We start from the raw sequence: 18178 nt of genomic DNA, 5'->3' as shown, positions 1-18178 counted from the left end.
TGAGGGTCGCGGGTTCGAGCCCCGTCTCCCGCTCTGTTCTCTCCTCGCCCGTGGAGTATAGACCCTGAAACAGGGAACGGGCACCGCTGCCCCTTGGTGTAACTGGCAACACGCCTGACTCTGGATCAGGAAAGTCCAGGTTCGAGCCCTGGGGGGGCAACTCGGGCGCACGCGGTGGGCTGACCGCGCGCGTACTGGCATGGAGAGGTGGGTGAGTGGCTAAAACCAACGGTTTGCTAAACCGTCCTGCTCAAAAGGCAGACGCGGGTTCGAATCCCGCCCTCTCCGCTCCGCCCTGGACCGGTGTCCGAGCGGCTTAAGGAGCACGATTGGAAATCGTGTGGGGTGTAACAGCCCTCGTGGGTTCGAATCCCACCCGGTCCGTTCGGATGCAGGTGCAGGTGTGGCACAAAGGGCTTCGGGACGTGGCTCAGCCCGGTAGAGCACTCGCTTCGGGAGCGAGGGGTCGCCGGTTCAAATCCGGCCGTCCCGACTGAGAAGTCGGAGTAGTTCTGGAGGCGTAGTCTAACTGGTAAGGCACCGCACTCGAAATGCGGCGGGCGCAAGCCCTTGGGGGTTCGAGTCCCTCCGCCTCCGCTGTTGCGCTGCAATCGCAAACGGCCCCGCGATCTTACGATCGCAGGGGCCGTTTTGCGTTGGCGTAGTTGCGATCGCTGTACCCGGCGGGCCCGTCCGGCGTTCGGAACCGCCGGTCAGCCGCATACTGCGTGGTTCGGCCCATAGCGCCGCGCCGCGGTGCTTTCGCAGCATCCGCGTTCGCCGATCCACTGCTCGGCTAGATTGTGGGACGCGCGTCCCCGTAGGGCCATGGCGCAGCTCGCCAGCCAGCCATTCCGCTCCTGGGTCTCGACTTGGGATGGATCAGGCTGGTTGCCCCGAGCCCGTATGTTCTGCATGTTCCGGTACGAGTAATACCTCGTCGCGTCGTCATGTCCGCGCCTGCCGGAAACGGGATCGTACCAGTCTAGAACTCGATAGGGGCCCTCCCTGTAAACAGCCGTAACGGTCACTGGGTAGAATCGATGGGTGTCCTGACTGTACCCATAGACCGTCGTGTTGATAAGGTTTTCGTTCCAGATTCCTTCCTCGACAATGTTGCACTCCGTACATGGCTGCACCGCCGCGAGATCGCGCCTGGCGAGCAACTCCGTGGAGGTCCCTCCGCCGAGAAACGCGATGAGAGGCAACGTCCAGGCAAGCTGATTTTTGAGTATCCACATGACTGCCCCCTCAGCTGATCGGTCACAGGACTGGCCGCGGGGCGCGGCCAACGTTGAAGGCAAAGCCCACGCTATCGCGATCGCACCATCTCAGCAAGAATTTGGCGATAAACGTGTTCTGATTCGGAACGGCAACGATCAAAGGCAGAGCCGTTCCTGCCGGGAGCGAGGGGCCGCCGGTTCAAATCCGGCCGTCCCGACTGGGAAGTCGGAGTAGTTCTGGAGGCGTAGTCTAACTGGCAAGGCACTGCCCTCGAAATGCGGCGGGCGCGGTTCGAGCCCCTCCGTCTCCGCTGTTGCGCTGAAACGATCTACGGCCCCGCCGCTCTTATTAGACCGGCGGGGCCGTTTTCGTTTCTGGTGTACCGCCGTTTCACCGCTCCTCGACCGAATCCATCTTGAATCCCGAGCCATTCGGCGACCTTGTCCATCTGCTCCCGGCACCCCTTCACCTGAGGTGCGCCGCTCCCGTTCAGGCGAGCGAGGGGAAGCGCGCAGGCGCCGTCTCGGAGACGATCTCGTACACCGCGTCGAAGACGGTCTCCGCGTTGGGCTTGGACCAGTAGTCGCCGTCCCGCCCGTAGGCGGCGCGGTGCGCCGCCGCCGAGAGGGTGCGCGGGGCCGCGTCGAGCCAGTGGAACCCGCCCTGCCGCTCCACCACCTCCTGCATCATGTACGCGGTGGCGCCGCCGGGCACGTCCTCGTCCAGGAAGAGCACCTTGCTGGTCTTCCGGATCGACCGGAGGATGCCGCCGTCCACGTCGAAGGGGAGCAGCGACTGCACGTCGATCACCTCCGTGCTGATCCCCACCGTCTCCAGCGCCGCCGCGGCCTCCATGGCGATGGCGCAGCAGGCGCCGTAGGTGACCACCGTGCAGTCCGTCCCCTCGCGCAGCACCTCCACCACCCCCAGCGGCAGCGTGAACGTGCCGATGTTGGCGGGGAGCCGCTCCTTCACCCGGTACCCGTTCAGCACCTCCACCACCACGGCCGGGTCGTCGGAGCGCAGGAGCGTGTTGTAGAAGCCCGCGGCCCGCGTCATGTCGCGGGGAACGAGGACGTGCACTCCCCGCAGCGCGCCCAGCATCATCGCCATCGGCGAGCCCGAGTGCCACACGCCCACCAGCCGGTGCCCGCGCGTGCGGATGATGACGGGCGCCTTCTGCCCGCCGGCCGTGCGGTAGCGCAGCGTCGCCAGGTCGTCGGAAAGGATCTGCAGGCCGTAGAGCAGGTAGTCCAGGTACTGGATCTCCGCGATGGGCCTAAGGCCCCGCAGCGCCATGCCGATGGCCTGCCCCATGATGGTGGCCTCGCGGATCCCCGTGTCGGCCACGCGCAGGTGGCCGTAGCGCGCCTGGAGGTCCACGAACCCCTGGTTCACGTCGCCCAGCCGTCCCACGTCCTCGCCGAACGCGATCACCCGCGGGTCCCGCTTCAGCGCCGCGTCGAAGCAGGCGTTCAGCACCTTGTAGCCGTCCACCTCGACCGAATCCGCCGTGTACTCGGGCGGCAGCACGGGAACGCACGTCGCGGCCTCGTCGGACTCGGAGAGGAGGTGCGTGTGGTAGCGCTCCGCCATCCGCGCTTCCTGCTCGCGGCGCCAGCGGAGGAGGGGCTCCGTGGCCGGCGTGCCCCGCGCGGCCACGAGCGCCCGGTGCGCGGCGACGGCCAGGTCGCGCCGGAGCGGCGCCTTGCGGCGGCGCAGGTCGTCGCGCTCGGCCTCGAGCCGCGCGCGCGCCTCGCCCGCATCGGCCGCCGCGCGGTCGATCACCGCCGCCAGCGCCTCGGCCTCCTGCTCGATCGGCGACTGGTACGCCTGCCACGCGGCGTCGCGGGCGGCGCGGACGTGCTGCGTCTCCTCCTTCTCCAGCGCGTCCAGCTCCTCCGCCGTGGCCATCCCCTGCTCCACGATCCACGCCCGCATCCGCGGCAGGGCGTCGTGCTCGCGCTCCCACTGCAGCCGCTCGGCCGACTTGTAGCGCGTGTGGCTCCCCGAGGTGGAGTGCCCCTGCGGCTGCGTGAGCTCCACCACGTGGACCAGCGCGGGCACGTGCTCGCGGCGGACGATCTCCGTCACGCGCTGGTAGGTCTCCACCAGGGCGGGGTAGTCCCACCCCTTCACCACCTCGATCTCGAAGCCCGCGGGGCTCCCGGGGGTGCGGCGGAAGCCCTCCAGCAGCTCGGAGATGCTCCCCTTGGCCACCTGGATCTCGTTGGGAACGGAGATGCCGTACCCGTCGTCCCACACGGACATGAGCATGGGCACCTGCAGCACGCCGGCGGCGTTCATCGCCTCCCAGAACACCCCCTCCGCGCACGACGCGTTGCCGATGGTGCCGAACGCCACCTCGTCGCCGCCCCGCGAGAAGTCGGTGAACGGATGCAGCTCCTCCAGGTTGCGGTACAGGCTGGAGGCCCACGCCATCCCCAGCAGCCGGGGCATCTGCCCCCCCGTGGGCGAGATGTCGGCGGACGACTGGTAGCCCTCGGTGAGCGGAAGCCAGCGCCCCTGGCCGTCCAGCATGCGCGTGGCGAAGTGGGCGTTCATCCCGCGCCCGCCCGAGGCCGGATCGGCTTCGACGTCGGTGTGCGCGTAGAGCTGCGCGAAGAACTGCCGCACGTCGAGCAGCTCCAGCGCGAACATGAGCGTCTGGTCGCGATAGTAGCCGGAGCGCAGGTCGCCGGGGCGGAACGCCCGGGCCAGCGCCACCTGCGCCACCTCCTTGCCGTCGCCGAAGATGCCGAACATGGCGCGGCCGAGCATCACCTCGCCGACGGCGAGCGTGCTCACCTGGCGGCTGCGAAAGGCGATGCGGTAGTCCCTGATGATCTCGTCAGGTGTCAGCAATGAACGGATTCCTTGTTGCGATACGGGTTCTCGCGCGGGCGCGGCAACGGTCCGAGGCTACTTCGATGCCATGCGGATCCGGGGCCGGGGCACACAGGTGTGCTGGAAAGTACATATGCCCGGCTGGATTTCCAGTCGGGCATACACACTTCTCATCCCTCCGCAAAATCCGTTGCGCACCGGCACCCCTGAAACTATCACACGGAGGGAGCGGAGGAAACGGAGAAATTCACGGGGTCCTCCCGTTCCTCCGTCAGCCCGGTGACATCCAGCAGGGCCGGATTCGCAGCCTGCCTGAACCTGGCACCTTTCGGGCCCGGGGCTACCCGCATCCGCCGGTGAGGCTCGGAGGCGGTTCAATCGATCCTCTACCGGTCCTGCAGCACGCGGTGCACGAAGGAGATGGCGATGGAGCCCTCGCCGACGGCCGAGGCGACGCGCTTCACGTTGCCGGAGCGCACGTCGCCCACGGCGAACACGCCGGGGAGGCTCGTCTCGAGAAGGTGCGGCGGGCGGCCGAGCGGCCAGCCGGCGGCGGCCAGGTCGTCGGGCGTCAGGTCCGGGCCCGTCTTCACGAAGCCGTGCGCGTCCAGCGCCACGCATCCGTGCAGCCAGGCGGTGGCGGGCACCGCGCCCGTCATCACGAACACGTGCCGGATCTCGCGCGTCTCCGCGGCATCCGCGCCGTTCTGCCGCCAGCGGACCCGCTCCAGGTGGCCGTCTCCTTCCAGCGCCTCGATCTCCGTGCGCGTGCGCAGGACGATGCCGGGGTGCTCCTCGATGCGGCGGACCAGGTAGCGCGACATCGTCTCCGCCAGGCCGGCGGAGCGCACCAGCATGTGCACGCACGCGGCGGTTTCGGCCAGGAACACGGCCGCCTGCCCCGCCGCGTTGCCGCCGCCTACCACCACCACCTCGGCGCCGCGGCAGAGCTGCGCCTCGATGAAGGTGGCGCTGTGGTAGAGGCCCGCGTTGTCGAACCTGGATTCGAGCGTGGGCCCCAGCCCGCGGTACTCGGCGCCGGTGGCGATGACCACCGTGCGCGACCGCACCCGCGTCTCCTCGCCGAGCTCCACCGCGTACGGGCTCCCGTCGCACGCCAGGCGAGCGGCGCCGCGCGCGATCATCATCTGCGCCCCGAACTTCTGCGCCTGGGTGTAGGCCCGCGCCGCCAGCTCCTGCCCCGACACGCCGGTGGGAAACCCCAGGTAGTTCTCGATCCGCGAGCTGGAGGCCGCCTGCCCGCCGGGTGAGCTCGTCTCCAGCACCAGCGCGTCGAGCCCCTCCGACGCGGCGTACACCGCGGCCGCCAGCCCCGCCGGACCCGCGCCCACGATCACCACGTCGCGCAGCTGCGCGGCGTCGACGGCGGCGTTGAAGCCCAGGCAGTCGGCCACCTGCTGGTTGGTGGGGTTGCGCAGCACCACCTCGCCGCGGCAGATGAGCACCGGAACGTCGTCCAGCGACACGCCGAAGCGGTCGAGCAGCGCCTGCACGCCCTCGTCGCGGTCCAGGTCCACGTACGCGAAGGGATGCCCGTTGCGGGTGAGGAACTCGCGGATGCGCAGCGTGGCCGACGAGTGAGCCGAGCCCACCAGCACCACGTCGCCGAACCCCTGGGCGATGAGCCCCACGCGGCGCAGGATGAACGCGCGCATCAGGATCTCGCCCAGCTCGGCGTCGGTCTGCACCAGCGCGAGCACCTGCTCGCGGTTCAGCTCGACCACCTCGCCCGGCTCGCGCACCCGCGCCCGGACGAAGGCGCGGCGGCCCGAGAGCATGTTCAGCTCGCCGGTGAACCCGCCGGGGCCGAGCACGGCGACCGGCGTCTCCACGGCGCCGGACGGGCGCACGACCTCCAGCTCGCCGGCCTTCACCGCGAACAGCGGCGCCTCGCGGTCGCCCGGCTGCATCAGCACCTCGCCGGCGCGCACGGCACGCGCGCGGCCGTGGCGCGCCATGCGCTCGACCTGCGCCGGCGTCAGCACGGGGAACATGCGCTCGGCGGCCGGCGGGACCTCGGCGATGTCCGGAGCGGTGGCGTCCATGCCGGTGTCCTCCCGATCGGGTCCGAAAAGGTGCTCCATCGCACGATGCCCGGCGGGACTGCCCCTGTAAAGGGCCGCGGGGTCACACCTCCCGGCGGTGACGGATTCGTTACAGACCCAGATGTTTGCGTTGCCTTCCAGCGTGTCCGCCTTCTATTTGCCTCATACACGATCGAACCGCGAGAGTCCGCAGGGCAGCCCGGCCCGGCCGGCCGCACCCGGCGGAGGGACGGAGCGGCGTCCCGGAATCTCAATCGCGGCTGGAGACCGCGCAGGGGGGATAGGCAGCCTCCGGGCAGATGGATCGTCGGCGGGAACGAACAGGAGATGGCGATGAGTGCTTCCGAACCTCCCGCCAGGCTCCGGCGCGACCGGAGCCGGCAGGGAGAGACTCCAGGCGGCGTGCGCCGGGCCCGGGCCGCGCCGGCGCCGGAGCGCGACGCCGCATCGGGCGACCCTCCCGTGTCGCTGCTGAAGGTGGCGAAGCGGACGCTGGAGATGATCGCCGGCCGGGCGAGCCTCCCCGACATCCTCGCCAACCTCTGCGCCGCGGTCGACGCCCAGGACCCCGGCATCATCTCCACCGTGCTGCTGGCGGACGCCGACGGCACGCGGCTCTGGCCGGCGGCCGGCCCCCGCGTTCCCGCGGCCTGGGTCCGGGCGCTCAGCCCCGTGCCCATCGGGCCCGCGATGGGCTCGTGCGGCACCGCGGCGTTCCGGAAGGAGCGCGTGGTCATCCCCGACATCGCGACCGACCCGCTGTGGCCGGACGCCTCTCCCGAACAGTCGCGCCGGGCCGCCCTCGCGCACGGGCTGCGGGCGTCGTGGTCGCAGCCGGTGCTCTCGAAGGACGGCGACGTGCTGGGGACCTTCGCGATGTACTACGGCGCGCCGCGCGCCCCGGACAGCCGCGAGATCCAGCTGATCGAGGACGCGGCGCAGATCGCCGTGATCGCCATCGAGGGCGAGCGGTCGCGGGCCGCGCTGGAGCGGGCCGTGGCGGAGCTCGGGAATTCCGAGCGCCGGCTGCGCGCCATCCTCGATGCCATCCCCACCCAGGTGTGGCGGGTGCGCGTGGACGGCGTGGCCGACTACCTCAACCAGCGCTGGCACGAGTACACCGGGATCCCTCGCGGCGAAGCGTACCGCCCCGCCGCCGCGGCCGACGTCGCGCGCGCCATCGTTCACCCCGACGACGCCCCGGCCGCGCAGGCACGCTGGCGCAGCGAGGTCGCGCCCGCGGCCCGGCCCACCGGGTACGAGGTCCGGCTGCGGCGCCACGACGGCGAGTACCGCTGGTTCATGGTGCGCGTCGAGCCGGTGCTCGACGAAGTCGGCAGCGTGGTGGAGTGGTACGGGACCAACACCGACATCGAGGAGCTGAAGCGGGCGCAGCATCGTCTCCGCCAGGACGAGCAGGAGCTGCGGCGGATCACCGACGCGATCGCGCAGACCATCCTGGTGCTGGCCCCCGACGGCACGGCCCTCTACGCGAACCGGGCCGTGCTCGACTACACCGGGCTGGGGATGGAGGAGGTGATGGCTCCCGACTTCCGGGCCCGCACCTTCCACCCCGAAGACGTGGCCCGGCTGCGCGACGAACGCCACCAGGCGCTGCTGCGCGGCGTCCCCTTCGAGAACGAGCAGCGCATTCGGCGCGCGGACGGGGAGTACCGCTGGTTCCTCATCCGCTTCCGCCCCTTCCACGACGACCGGGGGCGCCTGGTCCACTGGTACGCCACGGGGACGGACATCGACGACCGCAAGCGCGCCGAGGAGGCGTTGCGGAACGAGAACCTGGCCCTGCGCGAAGACATCGACCGCGTCTCGATGGCCGAGGAGATCGTCGGAGGGTCGGCGGCGCTGCGCCAGGTGCTGGCGCAGGTGGCGAAGGTGGCGCCGGTGGATTCCACCGTGCTGATCAGCGGCGAGACCGGCACCGGCAAGGAGCTGGTGGCGCGGGCCATCCACGGGCGGTCGCGGCGCGCGGGGCGGGCCTTCATCCGCGTGAACTGCGCGGCCATCCCGCCGTCGCTCATCGCCAGCGAGCTGTTCGGGCACGAGAAGGGCGCGTTCACCGGCGCGCTGCAGCGGCGGATCGGGCGCTTCGAGGCGGCCGACGGCGGCACCATCTTCCTGGACGAGGTGGGCGAGTTCCCGGCCGAGACGCAGGTGGCGCTGCTGCGCGTGCTGCAGGAGCGCGAGCTGGAGCGCCTGGGGAGCAGCCGCCCGGTCCGCGTGGACGTGCGGGTGCTGGCCGCCACCAACCGCGACCTGGAGGCCGCCGTGGCGAGCGGCGCCTTCCGCCGCGACCTCTACTACCGGCTGAACGTGTTCCCCATCCGCATTCCCCCGCTGCGCGAGCGGGTGGACGACATCCCCGTGCTGGCCGGCTACCTGGTGGAGCGCTTCGCCCGCCGGGCCGGCAAGCGCATCCGCCAGGTGGCGAAGACGACGATGGCGCTGTTCCAGGCGTACGACTGGCCGGGAAACGTCCGCGAGCTGCAGAACGTGATCGAGCGCGCCGTGGTGCTGTGCGAGGGCGATACCTTCTCGATCGACGAATCGTGGCTGATGCGGCCGCCGGACCGCCCTTCCACGCCGTCCGTGCGCCTGGCGGCCACGCTGGAGGACCGCGAGAAGGAGCTGATCGAGGCCGCGCTGGCGGAGTGCGGCGGCCGGGTCTCCGGGCCATCGGGCGCCGCGGCCAGGCTCGGCATCCCCCGCCAGACGCTCGACTCGAAGATCCGGACGCTGCGCATCGACAAGCTGCGCTTCAGGCCACGGTAGGTCTGGGTGCTGGGAAGTTCTCGAGTCCTGAGTCCTGAGTGCTGAGTGCTGAGTGCTGAGTGCTGAGTGCTGAGTGCTGAGTGCTGAACTGCGCATACGATGTCAGCCTGATCACTCAGGACTTGGGACTTGGGACTTAGGACTATCTGTTTCGTCCCCTGCCCGCCGAAATCTCGGCATTTTCCGACGATTCAGCACTCGCGGAAATCCTAAGTGCCTGCCGTTCCATGGCTTGGCACCGGCCCGCCGCTTGCCCCTTCCTTCCGCGCACGGCCCGCCCGAAATCCCGCAATGACCATGAAGATCGAAATGGATTCGGCCGGCGGAGCCGCGGTGCTGCGGCTCGCCGGACGCATCAAGCCGGAGGATGTGGGCGAGCTGCGGGTCCACATCCGGAGCAGCGGCGGGCGGGTTGCGCTCGATCTGGACGAGGTGACGCTGGTGGACCTGGAGGGCGTGGACTTCCTGGCCGCGTGCGAGGGCGAGGGGATCGAGCTGCTCCATTGCCCGCCGTACATCCGGGAGTGGATGGGCACGCTGCCGCGTCCACGCCGGTTCTCTCCCCCGCACGGCCACAGGGAGGCCGCCATGCCGACGATCACCACGAGGGACGGGGCGCAGCTCTTCTACAAGGACTGGGGCTCGGGGCAGCCGGTGGTCTTCAGCCACGGGTGGCCGCTGAACGCCGACGCGTGGGACGACCAGCTCTTCTTCTTCGCCTCGCACGGGTTCCGGGCCATCGCGCACGACCGCCGCGGCCACGGCCGGTCCACGCAGAGCTGGGCGGGCAACGACATGGACACTTACGCCGACGACCTGGCGGCGGTGGCGGAAGCGCTGGACCTGCGCGGCGCGGTGCACGTGGGCCACTCCACCGGCGGCGGCGAGGTGGTGCGCTATATCGCCCGGCACGGGACGGCGCGGGTGGCGGGGGCGGTGCTGGTGAGCGCCATCCCCCCGCTCATGCTGCGGACGCCGGACAACCCCGAGGGCGTGCCGATGGAGGCGTTCGACGGGATCCGCGCGGGCGTAGCGGGGGACCGGCCGCAGTACTGGAAGGAGCTGAGCGCGCCCTTCTACGGTGCCAACCGCGAGGGATCGAAGGTGTCGCAGGGCGTCCGGGACGCGTTCTGGCTGATGAGCATGCAGTGCGGGCTGGCCGCGGCGTACGACTGCATCAGGGCGTTCTCCGAGAGCGACTTCCGGCGGGACCTGGGGAAGGTGGACGTGCCGGCGCTGGTCATCCACGGCGACGACGACCAGATCGTGCCCATCACCGTGGGCGGCCTGCGCTCGTCGAAGATGATCCCGGGCGCGGCGCTGAAGATCTATCCGGGCGCGCCGCACGGATTGATGAGCACGCACGGGGAGCGGTTCAACGCCGACCTGCTGGAGTTCGCCCGCCAGGTGGCCGCCGAGCCGGTGGGCGCCACCGCGAGCCCGGCCGAGCTCGCCGCCGGGATCGGCCACGTGGTTTCGGATTCGTGAACCCTGCGCGGCGCGTTCCGGCCGCCCGCGCTGACGGAGAGAGGGGCACGGGGCAGGCGGCCGATGCCGCCGCCGCCGTGCCGGACTCATGACCAGGTGAAGAAACGATCGTGCAATCGGAACGACCGAAGGAGCGGTGAGCGACCGGCGGGACCGGGCTGGTCCCCGCTGGAGGGATAGACGTCCGTACCGTGGCCACCCGCCGAAGGAGGCACCGCATGCCCGAGCCGCCCGATCTCACCCGCCGCCACTTCCTCGCCGCCGCGGCCGCGACCGTCGCCGCCGGCCAGCCGGGCCTTCTCGCCCTTTCCAGGAGAGTTAGCGCGATGACCGACGTCGTGACGCTGGACACACCGCTGGCGGTGAGCGGGCAGACCGATCCCGCGATTCGTCCGTTCCGCGTGAACATCCCCGACGCGGATCTCGCCGACCTGCGCCGGCGCGTCGCCGCGACGCGGTGGCCCGACCGGGAGACGGTGGCCGATGCGTCGCAGGGCGTGCAGCAGGCGACCATGCAGGCACTCGCGAGCTACTGGGCGAGCGGCTACGACTGGCGGAAGGTGGAGGCGCGGCTGAACGCCGTGCCGAACTTCGTCACGGAGATCGACGGGCTCGACATCCACTTCATCCACGTGCGCTCGAAGCACGAGAACGCGCTGCCGCTCATCATCACCCACGGGTGGCCCGGCTCGGTCATCGAGCAGCTGAAGGTCGTCGCGCCGCTGACGGATCCCACGGCGCACGGGGGGAGCGCGGCCGACGCGTTCCACGTGGTGATCCCCTCGCTCCCCGGCTACGGCTTCTCGGGCAAGCCCACGGCGCCGGGGTGGCACCCCGTCCGCATCGCCCGTGCGTGGGCGACGCTGATGCAGCGCCTGGGGTACACGCGGTACGTGGCGCAGGGCGGCGACTGGGGGAACGCCGTCTCGGAGGTGATGGCCCTGCAGGAGCCGCCGGGGCTGCTCGGCATCCACACCAACATGGCGGCCACGGTCCCGGCCGACGTCTCGAAGGCGCTCGCGTTCGGCCAGGCACCGCCCGCCGGCCTCACGCCCGAGGAGCGCGGCGCGTGGGACCAGCTGGACTTCTTCTACAAGAAGGGGCTGGGCTACGCCATCGAGATGAACAACCGTCCGCAGACGCTGTACGGGCTGGTCGACTCGCCGGTCGGCCTGGCGGCCTGGATGCTGGACCACGACGCACGCAGCCAGGAGATGATCGCCCGCGTCTTCGACGGAAAGACGGAGGGGCTGACGCGGGACGACGTGCTCGACAATGTCACGCTCTACTGGGTGACGAACACCGCGATCTCCTCGGCGCGCCTGTACTGGGACACCGCGCAGCTTCCGGCGAGCGGAGGCTTCTTCGACGTGCGGGGCGTGAAGCTCCCGGTGGCCGTGAGCGCCTTCCCCGACGAGATCTACGCCGCGCCGCGGAGCTGGGCGGAGCGCGCGTACCCCCGGCTCATCCACTACAACCGGCTGGACCGGGGCGGCCACTTCGCCGCGTGGGAGCAGCCCGCGCTCTTTACCGGGGAGATGCGGGCGTCGTTCAGGACCCTGCGCTGACCGCGGGGAGAGGGGCACGCGCCGCATGCCGTGCCTCTCCCGCGAGACGTCGCGGCCTGCTCGGGCGCGGGCTGGCCCGAGTGGTACGCCGCGTACATGGTGGCGGAGCAGTCCGGCAAAGCGCTGCCGTCGTGAGCGAAACGGCCGCATCCGCGCAACCGCGACCGGCCGGGATTTCGTCCGGATTCCAGGGACGACTGGAGAGATGATGTCCGAAGCAATCCACCTCGACCGCCGTGGCTTCCTGAGCGCCGCCGCGGCAGCCCTCGCCGCGGCCGAGCTCGCCTCGATCGGTTCCGCGGACGCGCAATCCAGCCGGACGAGCCCCGCGGGCGCGACCACTCCGGGGACAATCGCGTCGTTCGGTCCGGTGAAGCAGGTCGATGCCGGCGTCCTGAACGTAGGGTACGCCGAAGCCGGCCCCGCCGCCGGCCCCGCGGTGGTCCTGCTCCACGGCTGGCCCTACGACATCCACAGCTATGCCGGCGTCGCGCCGCTGCTGGCGGCGAGGGGCTACCGCGTGATCGTGCCGTACCTGCGCGGCCACGGGACGACGCGCTTTCTCTCGGGCGAGACGCTCCGGAATGGCCAGCAGTCGGCGATCGCGGCCGACACCATCGCCCTGATGGACGCGCTGGGTATCGAGAGGGCGATCGTCGCCGGATTCGACTGGGGAGCGCGGACGGCGAACATCGTGGCGGCGCTCTGGCCGGAGCGCTGCAAGGCGATCGTCTCCGTCAGCGGCTACCTGATCGGCAGCCCGGAAGCCAACCGGGCGCCGCTGCCGCCGGACGCCGAGCTCAAGTGGTGGTACCAGTTCTATTTCGCCACGGAGCGCGGCCGCGCGGGCTACGAACGGTACCGGCACGATTTCAACCGCCTCATCTGGCAGCTCGCCTCGCCGCGGTGGAGCTTCGATGATGCCACCTTCGAGCGCAGCGCGGCCGCGTTCGACAACCCGGACCACGTCGCCATCGTGATCCACAACTACCGCTGGCGGATGGGACTGGCCGAAGGCGAGGCGAAGTACGACGAACTCGAAAGGCGGCTCGCCGGTGCTCCCGTGATCGCCGTCCCCGCCATCACCCTGGAGGGCGATTCCAACGGCGCGCCACACCCGGACGCCAGCGCCTACGCCGGGAAGTTCTCGGGGAGATACGCACACCGGGTCGTCACGGGCGGCGTCGGCCACAACCTGCCCCAGGAAGCCCCCGTAGCCTTCGCTGACGCCGTCGTGGAGGTCGACGGCTACTGATCCGGCGCTCGTCCGGCCCGCGAGCCCGCCGAACCGGTCCCCGCTCCGTCAACCGCGTCCGCCTCGCCGCCATCCCTCTTCGCCGCACGGCGCGCGCGAGGCGGGCGGCGATCGCTGCGCGTGCGTATCTTGCGGCGAGGCGCGGGGTGGCCGGGATTTCTTCGAGCGGGAGCGAGCATGAGCGGCACGAGTTCCATCGAAGCGCCCTCGGAGCTTCCTCAGGACCGCGGCCTGGAGCGGTCGCGGGTCGGCACGCGCGAGGCGCTCCGCTTTCTCATGGAGGCCGGCCAGACGCTCGCGAGCACGCTGGACTACGCGCGCGCGTTGCAGGCGCTGGCGGACCTGGCCGTGCCGCGCGTGGCCTGCATGTGCGTGGTGGACGTCGTGGAGCCCGACGGCGGCGTGCGGGCGCTCGGGATCGCGCACGTGGATCCGGGCCGCCTCCCGCAGCTGCAGCGGCTGGTGGCCGAGGTCGGCGGTTCGGAGGGTACCTCGGCCTTTCCGCTCGGGCTGAAGGAAGAGGAGCCGGTGCTCATCTCCCCGGTGACCGCCGAGTGGCTGCGCCGGAACGCGGCGAGCGAGGAGGAGCACGAAGCGTGGAGCGGGCTGGCGCCCACCTCGCTCATGTACGTGCCGCTGCTGGCGCGGGGAAGCCGCCTCGGGGGGCTCGCGCTGGCCTCGACCCGCACCGACCGCTACTACCAGGCCGACGACCTGGTGCTCGCGCGCGAGCTGGGGCGCATCGCCTCGGTGGCCATCGACAACGCGCGGCTGTACGGCGCGGCGCAGGAGGCGGTCCGTGCGCGCGACGAGGTGCTGCGCGTGGTGTCGCACGACCTTCGCAACCCCATCAACACGGTCGGCCAGGGCGCCTCGTACCTGCTGGAAGAGGCCTCGCCGGAGCTCCGGGACGGGGTGTTCGGCCGCACCCTGCGCACCATCCTCCGCTCCACCGGGCGCGCCAACCGGATGATCGACGACCTGCTCGACATCTCGCGGATCGAGGCGGGGCGGCTGGCCATCGACCCCGCTCCGGAGGCGGTGGGGCCGATCGTGCGCGAGGCGATCGAGACGCACCGGGGAACCGCGGAGGAGCAGGGGATCGAGATCGGCTTCCGGCTGGACGAACCGCTTCCCCCGGTGATGGCCGACCGCGACCGCGTTCTCCAGGTGCTCGGCAACCTGCTCGGCAACGCGCTCAAGTTCACCCCCGCCGGCGGGCGGGTCGAGGTCGGGGCGTGCGCGGAGGGGGATGAGGTGCGGTGGTGGGTGGAGGACAGCGGACCCGGGATTCCGCCGGAGCATCTCCCCCACCTCTTCGACCGGTTCTGGCAGGCCCGCCGGTCGGACCGGCGCGGGCTGGGGCTCGGCCTCGCCATCGTCAAGGGGATGGTGGAAGCGCACGGCGGCCGGGTCTGGGCCGAGAGCGAGCCGGGGCGAGGGAGCAGGTTCCAGTTCACGCTCCCCGCGGCCGCATCTTCATCCACGATTCGAGCCGAGGCCGGGGCCGCGGGCTGACCATCCCCCGGTCGCCGAAGCTCGGCTGGCGGGAGATGCGTGCTTGCCACTGGTTTTTGGCTGACGCGGCGGTCACGGTACGCTGGGGCACAGGCAGGGGCTGTTCCTCCGCCTCCGCTGTTGCGCTGCAAACGAATTGCGGCCCTGTCGCCTCACGGGTGGCAGGGCAGTTTCGTTGTGAGTGGCACCCTGAGCACGACGAAGGCGGGCCGGCGTTGGGGGCGGAGCTACGGCGTTCGTTTGCCAAGCCATCTTGCCAGCGGGTACCCGCATGTGGCGACAAGACTCTTCCGCCGCTGGGAATTGTCCGTTAACGTGCCACCTTCACAATGGCGTCATCCCTCCGTGTTGCGCGATCATGAGATCTCCATTTCCCGCGGTCAAGAAGCCCGCTGCCAGCTTCAACTGGCGTTTGCTGGGCGCCGACCTCGCCGTAGGTCTCGTTTTCTTCACTTACAACTTCCGGGGCTTCCTGGCATACGTGGCGAACCACTGGGCGCCGCAGTGGCTCGCAAACCCAACGTTGTCGGTGCTCCGGTTCACCGAGAACACTTTGGCGTTCACCGGGGCGGGTACCGCGTGGAGCCCCCTGCTCGCGGAATGGCTGGTGGTGGGTCTCTGGTGGTACCTCGCCATCCTGTTCGTCACCTCTCTCGTCTTCATGAAACCGGGCCGGCTGGCGAACGGGCTCTCGGGGCTGTGCGTGGGGCTCGGATCAGTCGTGCTCTTAAGCTGGATGGGGGTGGTGCTGGTGAAGATAGCGAGCACAGTTGGCGTGATCCTCGCCTTCGTCTTCAGCATCGTCGGCGCGGTGTTCCACTTCATCTCCACCCTTGTCGCCGTCATCTTTCCGTACTTGGCGGGAATCGGACTCGCCATTGGCGTGGTGTACGCGCTGGTCCATCTGGTGCGCGCCCTCGGTCTGACCCTCGTGAAGTACGCGCTGGCGGCAGTGGCAGCTACGGCGGTCGTGTGGCTGACGGTTCCGCTGCTCCGCTGGTGCTATGCCTCGTTGCTGCTGCCAATCCTGCACTTCCTCGCGCCGATCGTTGCATGGATCCTCGCCGCGGTCGGCGTGGTCCTGATGGTGGTCCTGGCGTTCGTTGCGGTGCTCGGCGTCGCCGGGGCGCTGGTGTTCGTCCTCGGGATGTTGGGCCGGCTCGCCATTGATCAGTTCCGCACGGCGTGGGAGGGTGGACGAGGCGAGCGTCCGATGGCGCTCGCGGGCTTCTCCGTGGGAAGCGCGTTCGCGCTGCTGCTGACAGTCACCGCCGGGTTGCCGGACGTGGCCGCCGGCATCGATGTGGCGTGGCACGAGCATGCGTGGATGCTCAACACCTGGTCCCCTGCTGCCAGTCATTTCCAAGCGCTCCCCGATGCAGTGGCGGGAGCGTTCGCCGCGATGTTCCAGCACGCCAGCGCGCCCGTGTTCGACGCGGTGGTCCTGGCGGCCCTTCTCACGACCGCGGCCGTGGGCGCGATGTGGCGGCGCGAGGCGGAGGAAGACGCCTGGCAGGCGCGCTACATCAGTGTGGAGGCGCTGAAGGTGGGCGCCGCCTTAGGTTTCGGCCTGCTGGTGTTGGTGATCGCAGCGAATCTCCCCGACGATTCTTAGAGTGGCTCGCTTCGAGACTGATCCGCATCTCCCATCTCTTCGAACTCAACTATCCCTTCCATTCCGCTGGATAAGGATTGCAATCGATGAGTACCGGTGCCTCTGTTCCTGGTGGCAGATCCCCCTCGACCGGGATGCGCGGATACGTCGCACAGTGGATGGTGCTCGGCGTGGCGCTCGGGCTCGTACGCGTGATCTTCGGATCGGGCCAGATCTCGGCATCGCCGGTAATCGCGGCTGTGGCGACGGCGTTCGTCATCGCGCCGGACCTCAACGTGCGCGCGGGGCCTGGCAGCACCCAGCCTGTCCTGACCATCGCCGGGCGAGGCGAGCCAGTGGAGATCCTGCCCGGCGGCGCGCCGGACTGGGCGCGCATCCGTGTGCGCGGGATCGAGGGGTGGGCCAGCAGGCGCTACCTGGCCGAGGGGCCGTCAGGGCAGGCGGCACACGGATCTGCGGCGCCGTACGTGCCGGGGCCGACTCGCATCACCCTCCAGTACCAGGATCCCGGCGACCGACAGACGGTCTCCCGCGTGCGGCTGGCGCTGAAGCAGCACGACGACTGGCGGGTCGGCACGCCTGAGCACGTCCTTCCTGCGGGCGAGAACCGCCCCGAGACCTACGGCGGCGTGCGCTACTTTTTCGAGGGTGACAGTGTTCTCGCGCGCGTCGTTTGCACCAGGGTCCAAGCCGAGCTGGCGCGGCGCGGCTACACGGTGACGATGCCGCTCTGGCCGATGCTGACGCGCCAGCGCCTTGGGCTGTTCCACGCTCGGCCGGGGCTGATCGAGGTGTGGATCTCGCCGTTGCCGGCTCCCGCGCCTGGCGGCTCCGTGCAGCCGGGCCAGTGCGGACGCTGACGATAGATCGAATACCACAACGGGCGCCGTGGACGCAGCGCCCCGCGTCGTATGGAGCGAATGTGGCGGCTACGGGCAGCGTACGCCGGACCGTGACCGCTCCATCCGGAGGACACCCATGTACTGCTCGGCTTGCGGAGTGAAGGCGGAGGGCCGGTTCTGCTGGTCGTGCGGGGCGCCGCTGGCGGGTGGCGGTGCCCGGCTTCCGGAGCCGGCACAGGCACCGGCACCGGCTCCGGCTCCGGCGCCGGCATCGGATCTGGCGGCGTTCGCCCGCTCGCCGCAGGTGAGGCAGCTGGTGGGCGAGCATGCGGCGCAGGCAAGGGGCCGGATGAGCGCGGAACAGTTCCTGAAGCTCTTCGACAGGCCGTTCCAGGCGCTCACGGGCGTTCCCATTCCCCTCTCTCCGCTCATCGGGATCGCGCAGCCGATCTACGCGCGGCTGGGGGTGAAGACCGGGCAGGAGCGCGTGGCCACCGTCGACCGGCCCATCCACGAGGCGCTGGCCGCGCTGCTGTGCTCCCTGGCCCGCAACGGCCAGGTGCTGCACGAATTCCACCTCGCCAGCGACGGCTGCATGGTGGAGGCGGTCCTCCCCTCGGACCTGTGGTCGTGGGAGGGAAAGGTTCTCGTGGCGCTGCGCCGCACCGACCCGCGCACCGAGGTGCGGGCGAGCACGGCCATCAAGGGGCAGATGTTCGACTGGGGAAAGAGCAGCCGCTGCCTCGACGCGCTGCTCCTGGACATCGGCAGAATCCCCGTGATGATCTGAACCGCCGGGGGAGGCGGTCGGGTTCCCGCCATCCGCCACGTGCGGCAGCCGACCCCCGGCGGAGATCCTTTCGTGCGTTCCGGCGTGGCGGCGCTTCGCCGGCCCGGCCGCGGAAGCATCGATGACGCCGGCATCGGCGCGATCGCGAATCCCCGCGCGCGAAGGTCCGGCGCGC

9 protein-coding genes, 5 tRNA genes and 1 pseudogene are annotated in these 18178 nt (G+C 70.4%); 13 read left to right on the top strand and 2 right to left on the bottom strand.

Annotated elements, in window-relative coordinates; translation table 11 throughout:
* Nucleotides 1–87: 87 nt before the first annotated feature.
* From VLK66_RS06735 to VLK66_RS06715, 5 genes are all read left to right on the top strand, one after another.
* Nucleotides 88–160 (top strand) — tRNA-Gln (locus tag VLK66_RS06735).
* A 41-nt stretch (nt 161–201) separates the two neighbouring features.
* Nucleotides 202–288, top strand: a tRNA-Ser gene (locus VLK66_RS06730).
* Nucleotides 289–297: 9 nt separating this feature from the next.
* Nucleotides 298–384: transfer RNA gene (locus VLK66_RS06725), tRNA-Ser, on the top strand.
* 35 nt (nt 385–419) lie between these two features.
* Nucleotides 420–493 (top strand) — tRNA-Pro (locus VLK66_RS06720).
* 21 nt (nt 494–514) lie between these two features.
* Nucleotides 515–597 (top strand) — tRNA-Ser (locus VLK66_RS06715).
* A 1116-nt stretch (nt 598–1713) separates the two neighbouring features.
* On the opposite strand, the gene VLK66_RS06710 is transcribed toward VLK66_RS06715, so the two are convergent.
* Both VLK66_RS06710 and VLK66_RS06705 read right to left on the bottom strand, forming a co-directional pair.
* The gene (locus tag VLK66_RS06710) at nt 1714–4089 is read right to left on the bottom strand and encodes an alpha-ketoacid dehydrogenase subunit alpha/beta (RefSeq protein WP_325308616.1); all 2376 of its coding nucleotides are present in this window, start codon (nt 4087–4089) and stop codon (nt 1714–1716) included.
* A 368-nt stretch (nt 4090–4457) separates the two neighbouring features.
* Nucleotides 4458–6137 (bottom strand): FAD-dependent oxidoreductase, encoded by a 1680-nt coding sequence (locus VLK66_RS06705; RefSeq protein WP_325308615.1) that lies wholly within the window; start codon nt 6135–6137, stop codon nt 4458–4460.
* Between the two features lie 402 nt (nt 6138–6539).
* On the opposite strand from VLK66_RS06705, the gene VLK66_RS06700 reads away from it, so the two are divergent.
* From VLK66_RS06700 to VLK66_RS06665, 8 genes and pseudogenes are all read left to right on the top strand, one after another.
* Nucleotides 6540–8927 (top strand): sigma 54-interacting transcriptional regulator, encoded by a 2388-nt coding sequence (locus tag VLK66_RS06700; RefSeq protein WP_325308614.1) that lies wholly within the window; start codon nt 6540–6542, stop codon nt 8925–8927.
* 588 nt (nt 8928–9515) lie between these two features.
* A pseudogene (locus VLK66_RS06695) lies at nt 9516–10331 on the top strand (alpha/beta fold hydrolase); the annotation flags it as partial.
* Between the two features lie 302 nt (nt 10332–10633).
* Nucleotides 10634–11983 (top strand): epoxide hydrolase family protein, encoded by a 1350-nt coding sequence (locus VLK66_RS06690; RefSeq protein WP_325308612.1) that lies wholly within the window; start codon nt 10634–10636, stop codon nt 11981–11983.
* 208 nt (nt 11984–12191) lie between these two features.
* On the top strand, nt 12192–13238 hold the full coding sequence (locus tag VLK66_RS06685; RefSeq protein WP_325308611.1) for an alpha/beta hydrolase: 1047 nt from the start codon (nt 12192–12194) through the stop codon (nt 13236–13238).
* A 177-nt stretch (nt 13239–13415) separates the two neighbouring features.
* Nucleotides 13416–14756 (top strand): GAF domain-containing sensor histidine kinase, encoded by a 1341-nt coding sequence (locus VLK66_RS06680; RefSeq protein WP_325308610.1) that lies wholly within the window; start codon nt 13416–13418, stop codon nt 14754–14756.
* A 358-nt stretch (nt 14757–15114) separates the two neighbouring features.
* Nucleotides 15115–16371 carry a hypothetical protein gene (locus tag VLK66_RS06675; protein ID WP_325308609.1) on the top strand — a complete coding sequence of 419 codons (1257 nt, stop codon included), beginning with the start codon at nt 15115–15117 and terminating at the stop codon, nt 16369–16371.
* Between the two features lie 134 nt (nt 16372–16505).
* Nucleotides 16506–17231 (top strand): SH3 domain-containing protein, encoded by a 726-nt coding sequence (locus VLK66_RS06670; protein WP_325308608.1) that lies wholly within the window; start codon nt 16506–16508, stop codon nt 17229–17231.
* 331 nt (nt 17232–17562) lie between these two features.
* Nucleotides 17563–18003: a hypothetical protein gene (locus VLK66_RS06665; protein ID WP_325308607.1), complete on the top strand. Its 441-nt coding sequence runs from the start codon at nt 17563–17565 to the stop codon at nt 18001–18003.
* Nucleotides 18004–18178 lie beyond the last annotated feature (175 nt).

The organism is Longimicrobium sp. (assembly GCF_035474595.1).
Lineage (GTDB): Bacteria > Gemmatimonadota > Gemmatimonadetes > Longimicrobiales > Longimicrobiaceae > Longimicrobium.
The sequence above is the reverse complement of the archived record's forward strand: the minus strand, read 5'-3'. Positions and strand labels throughout refer to the sequence as shown.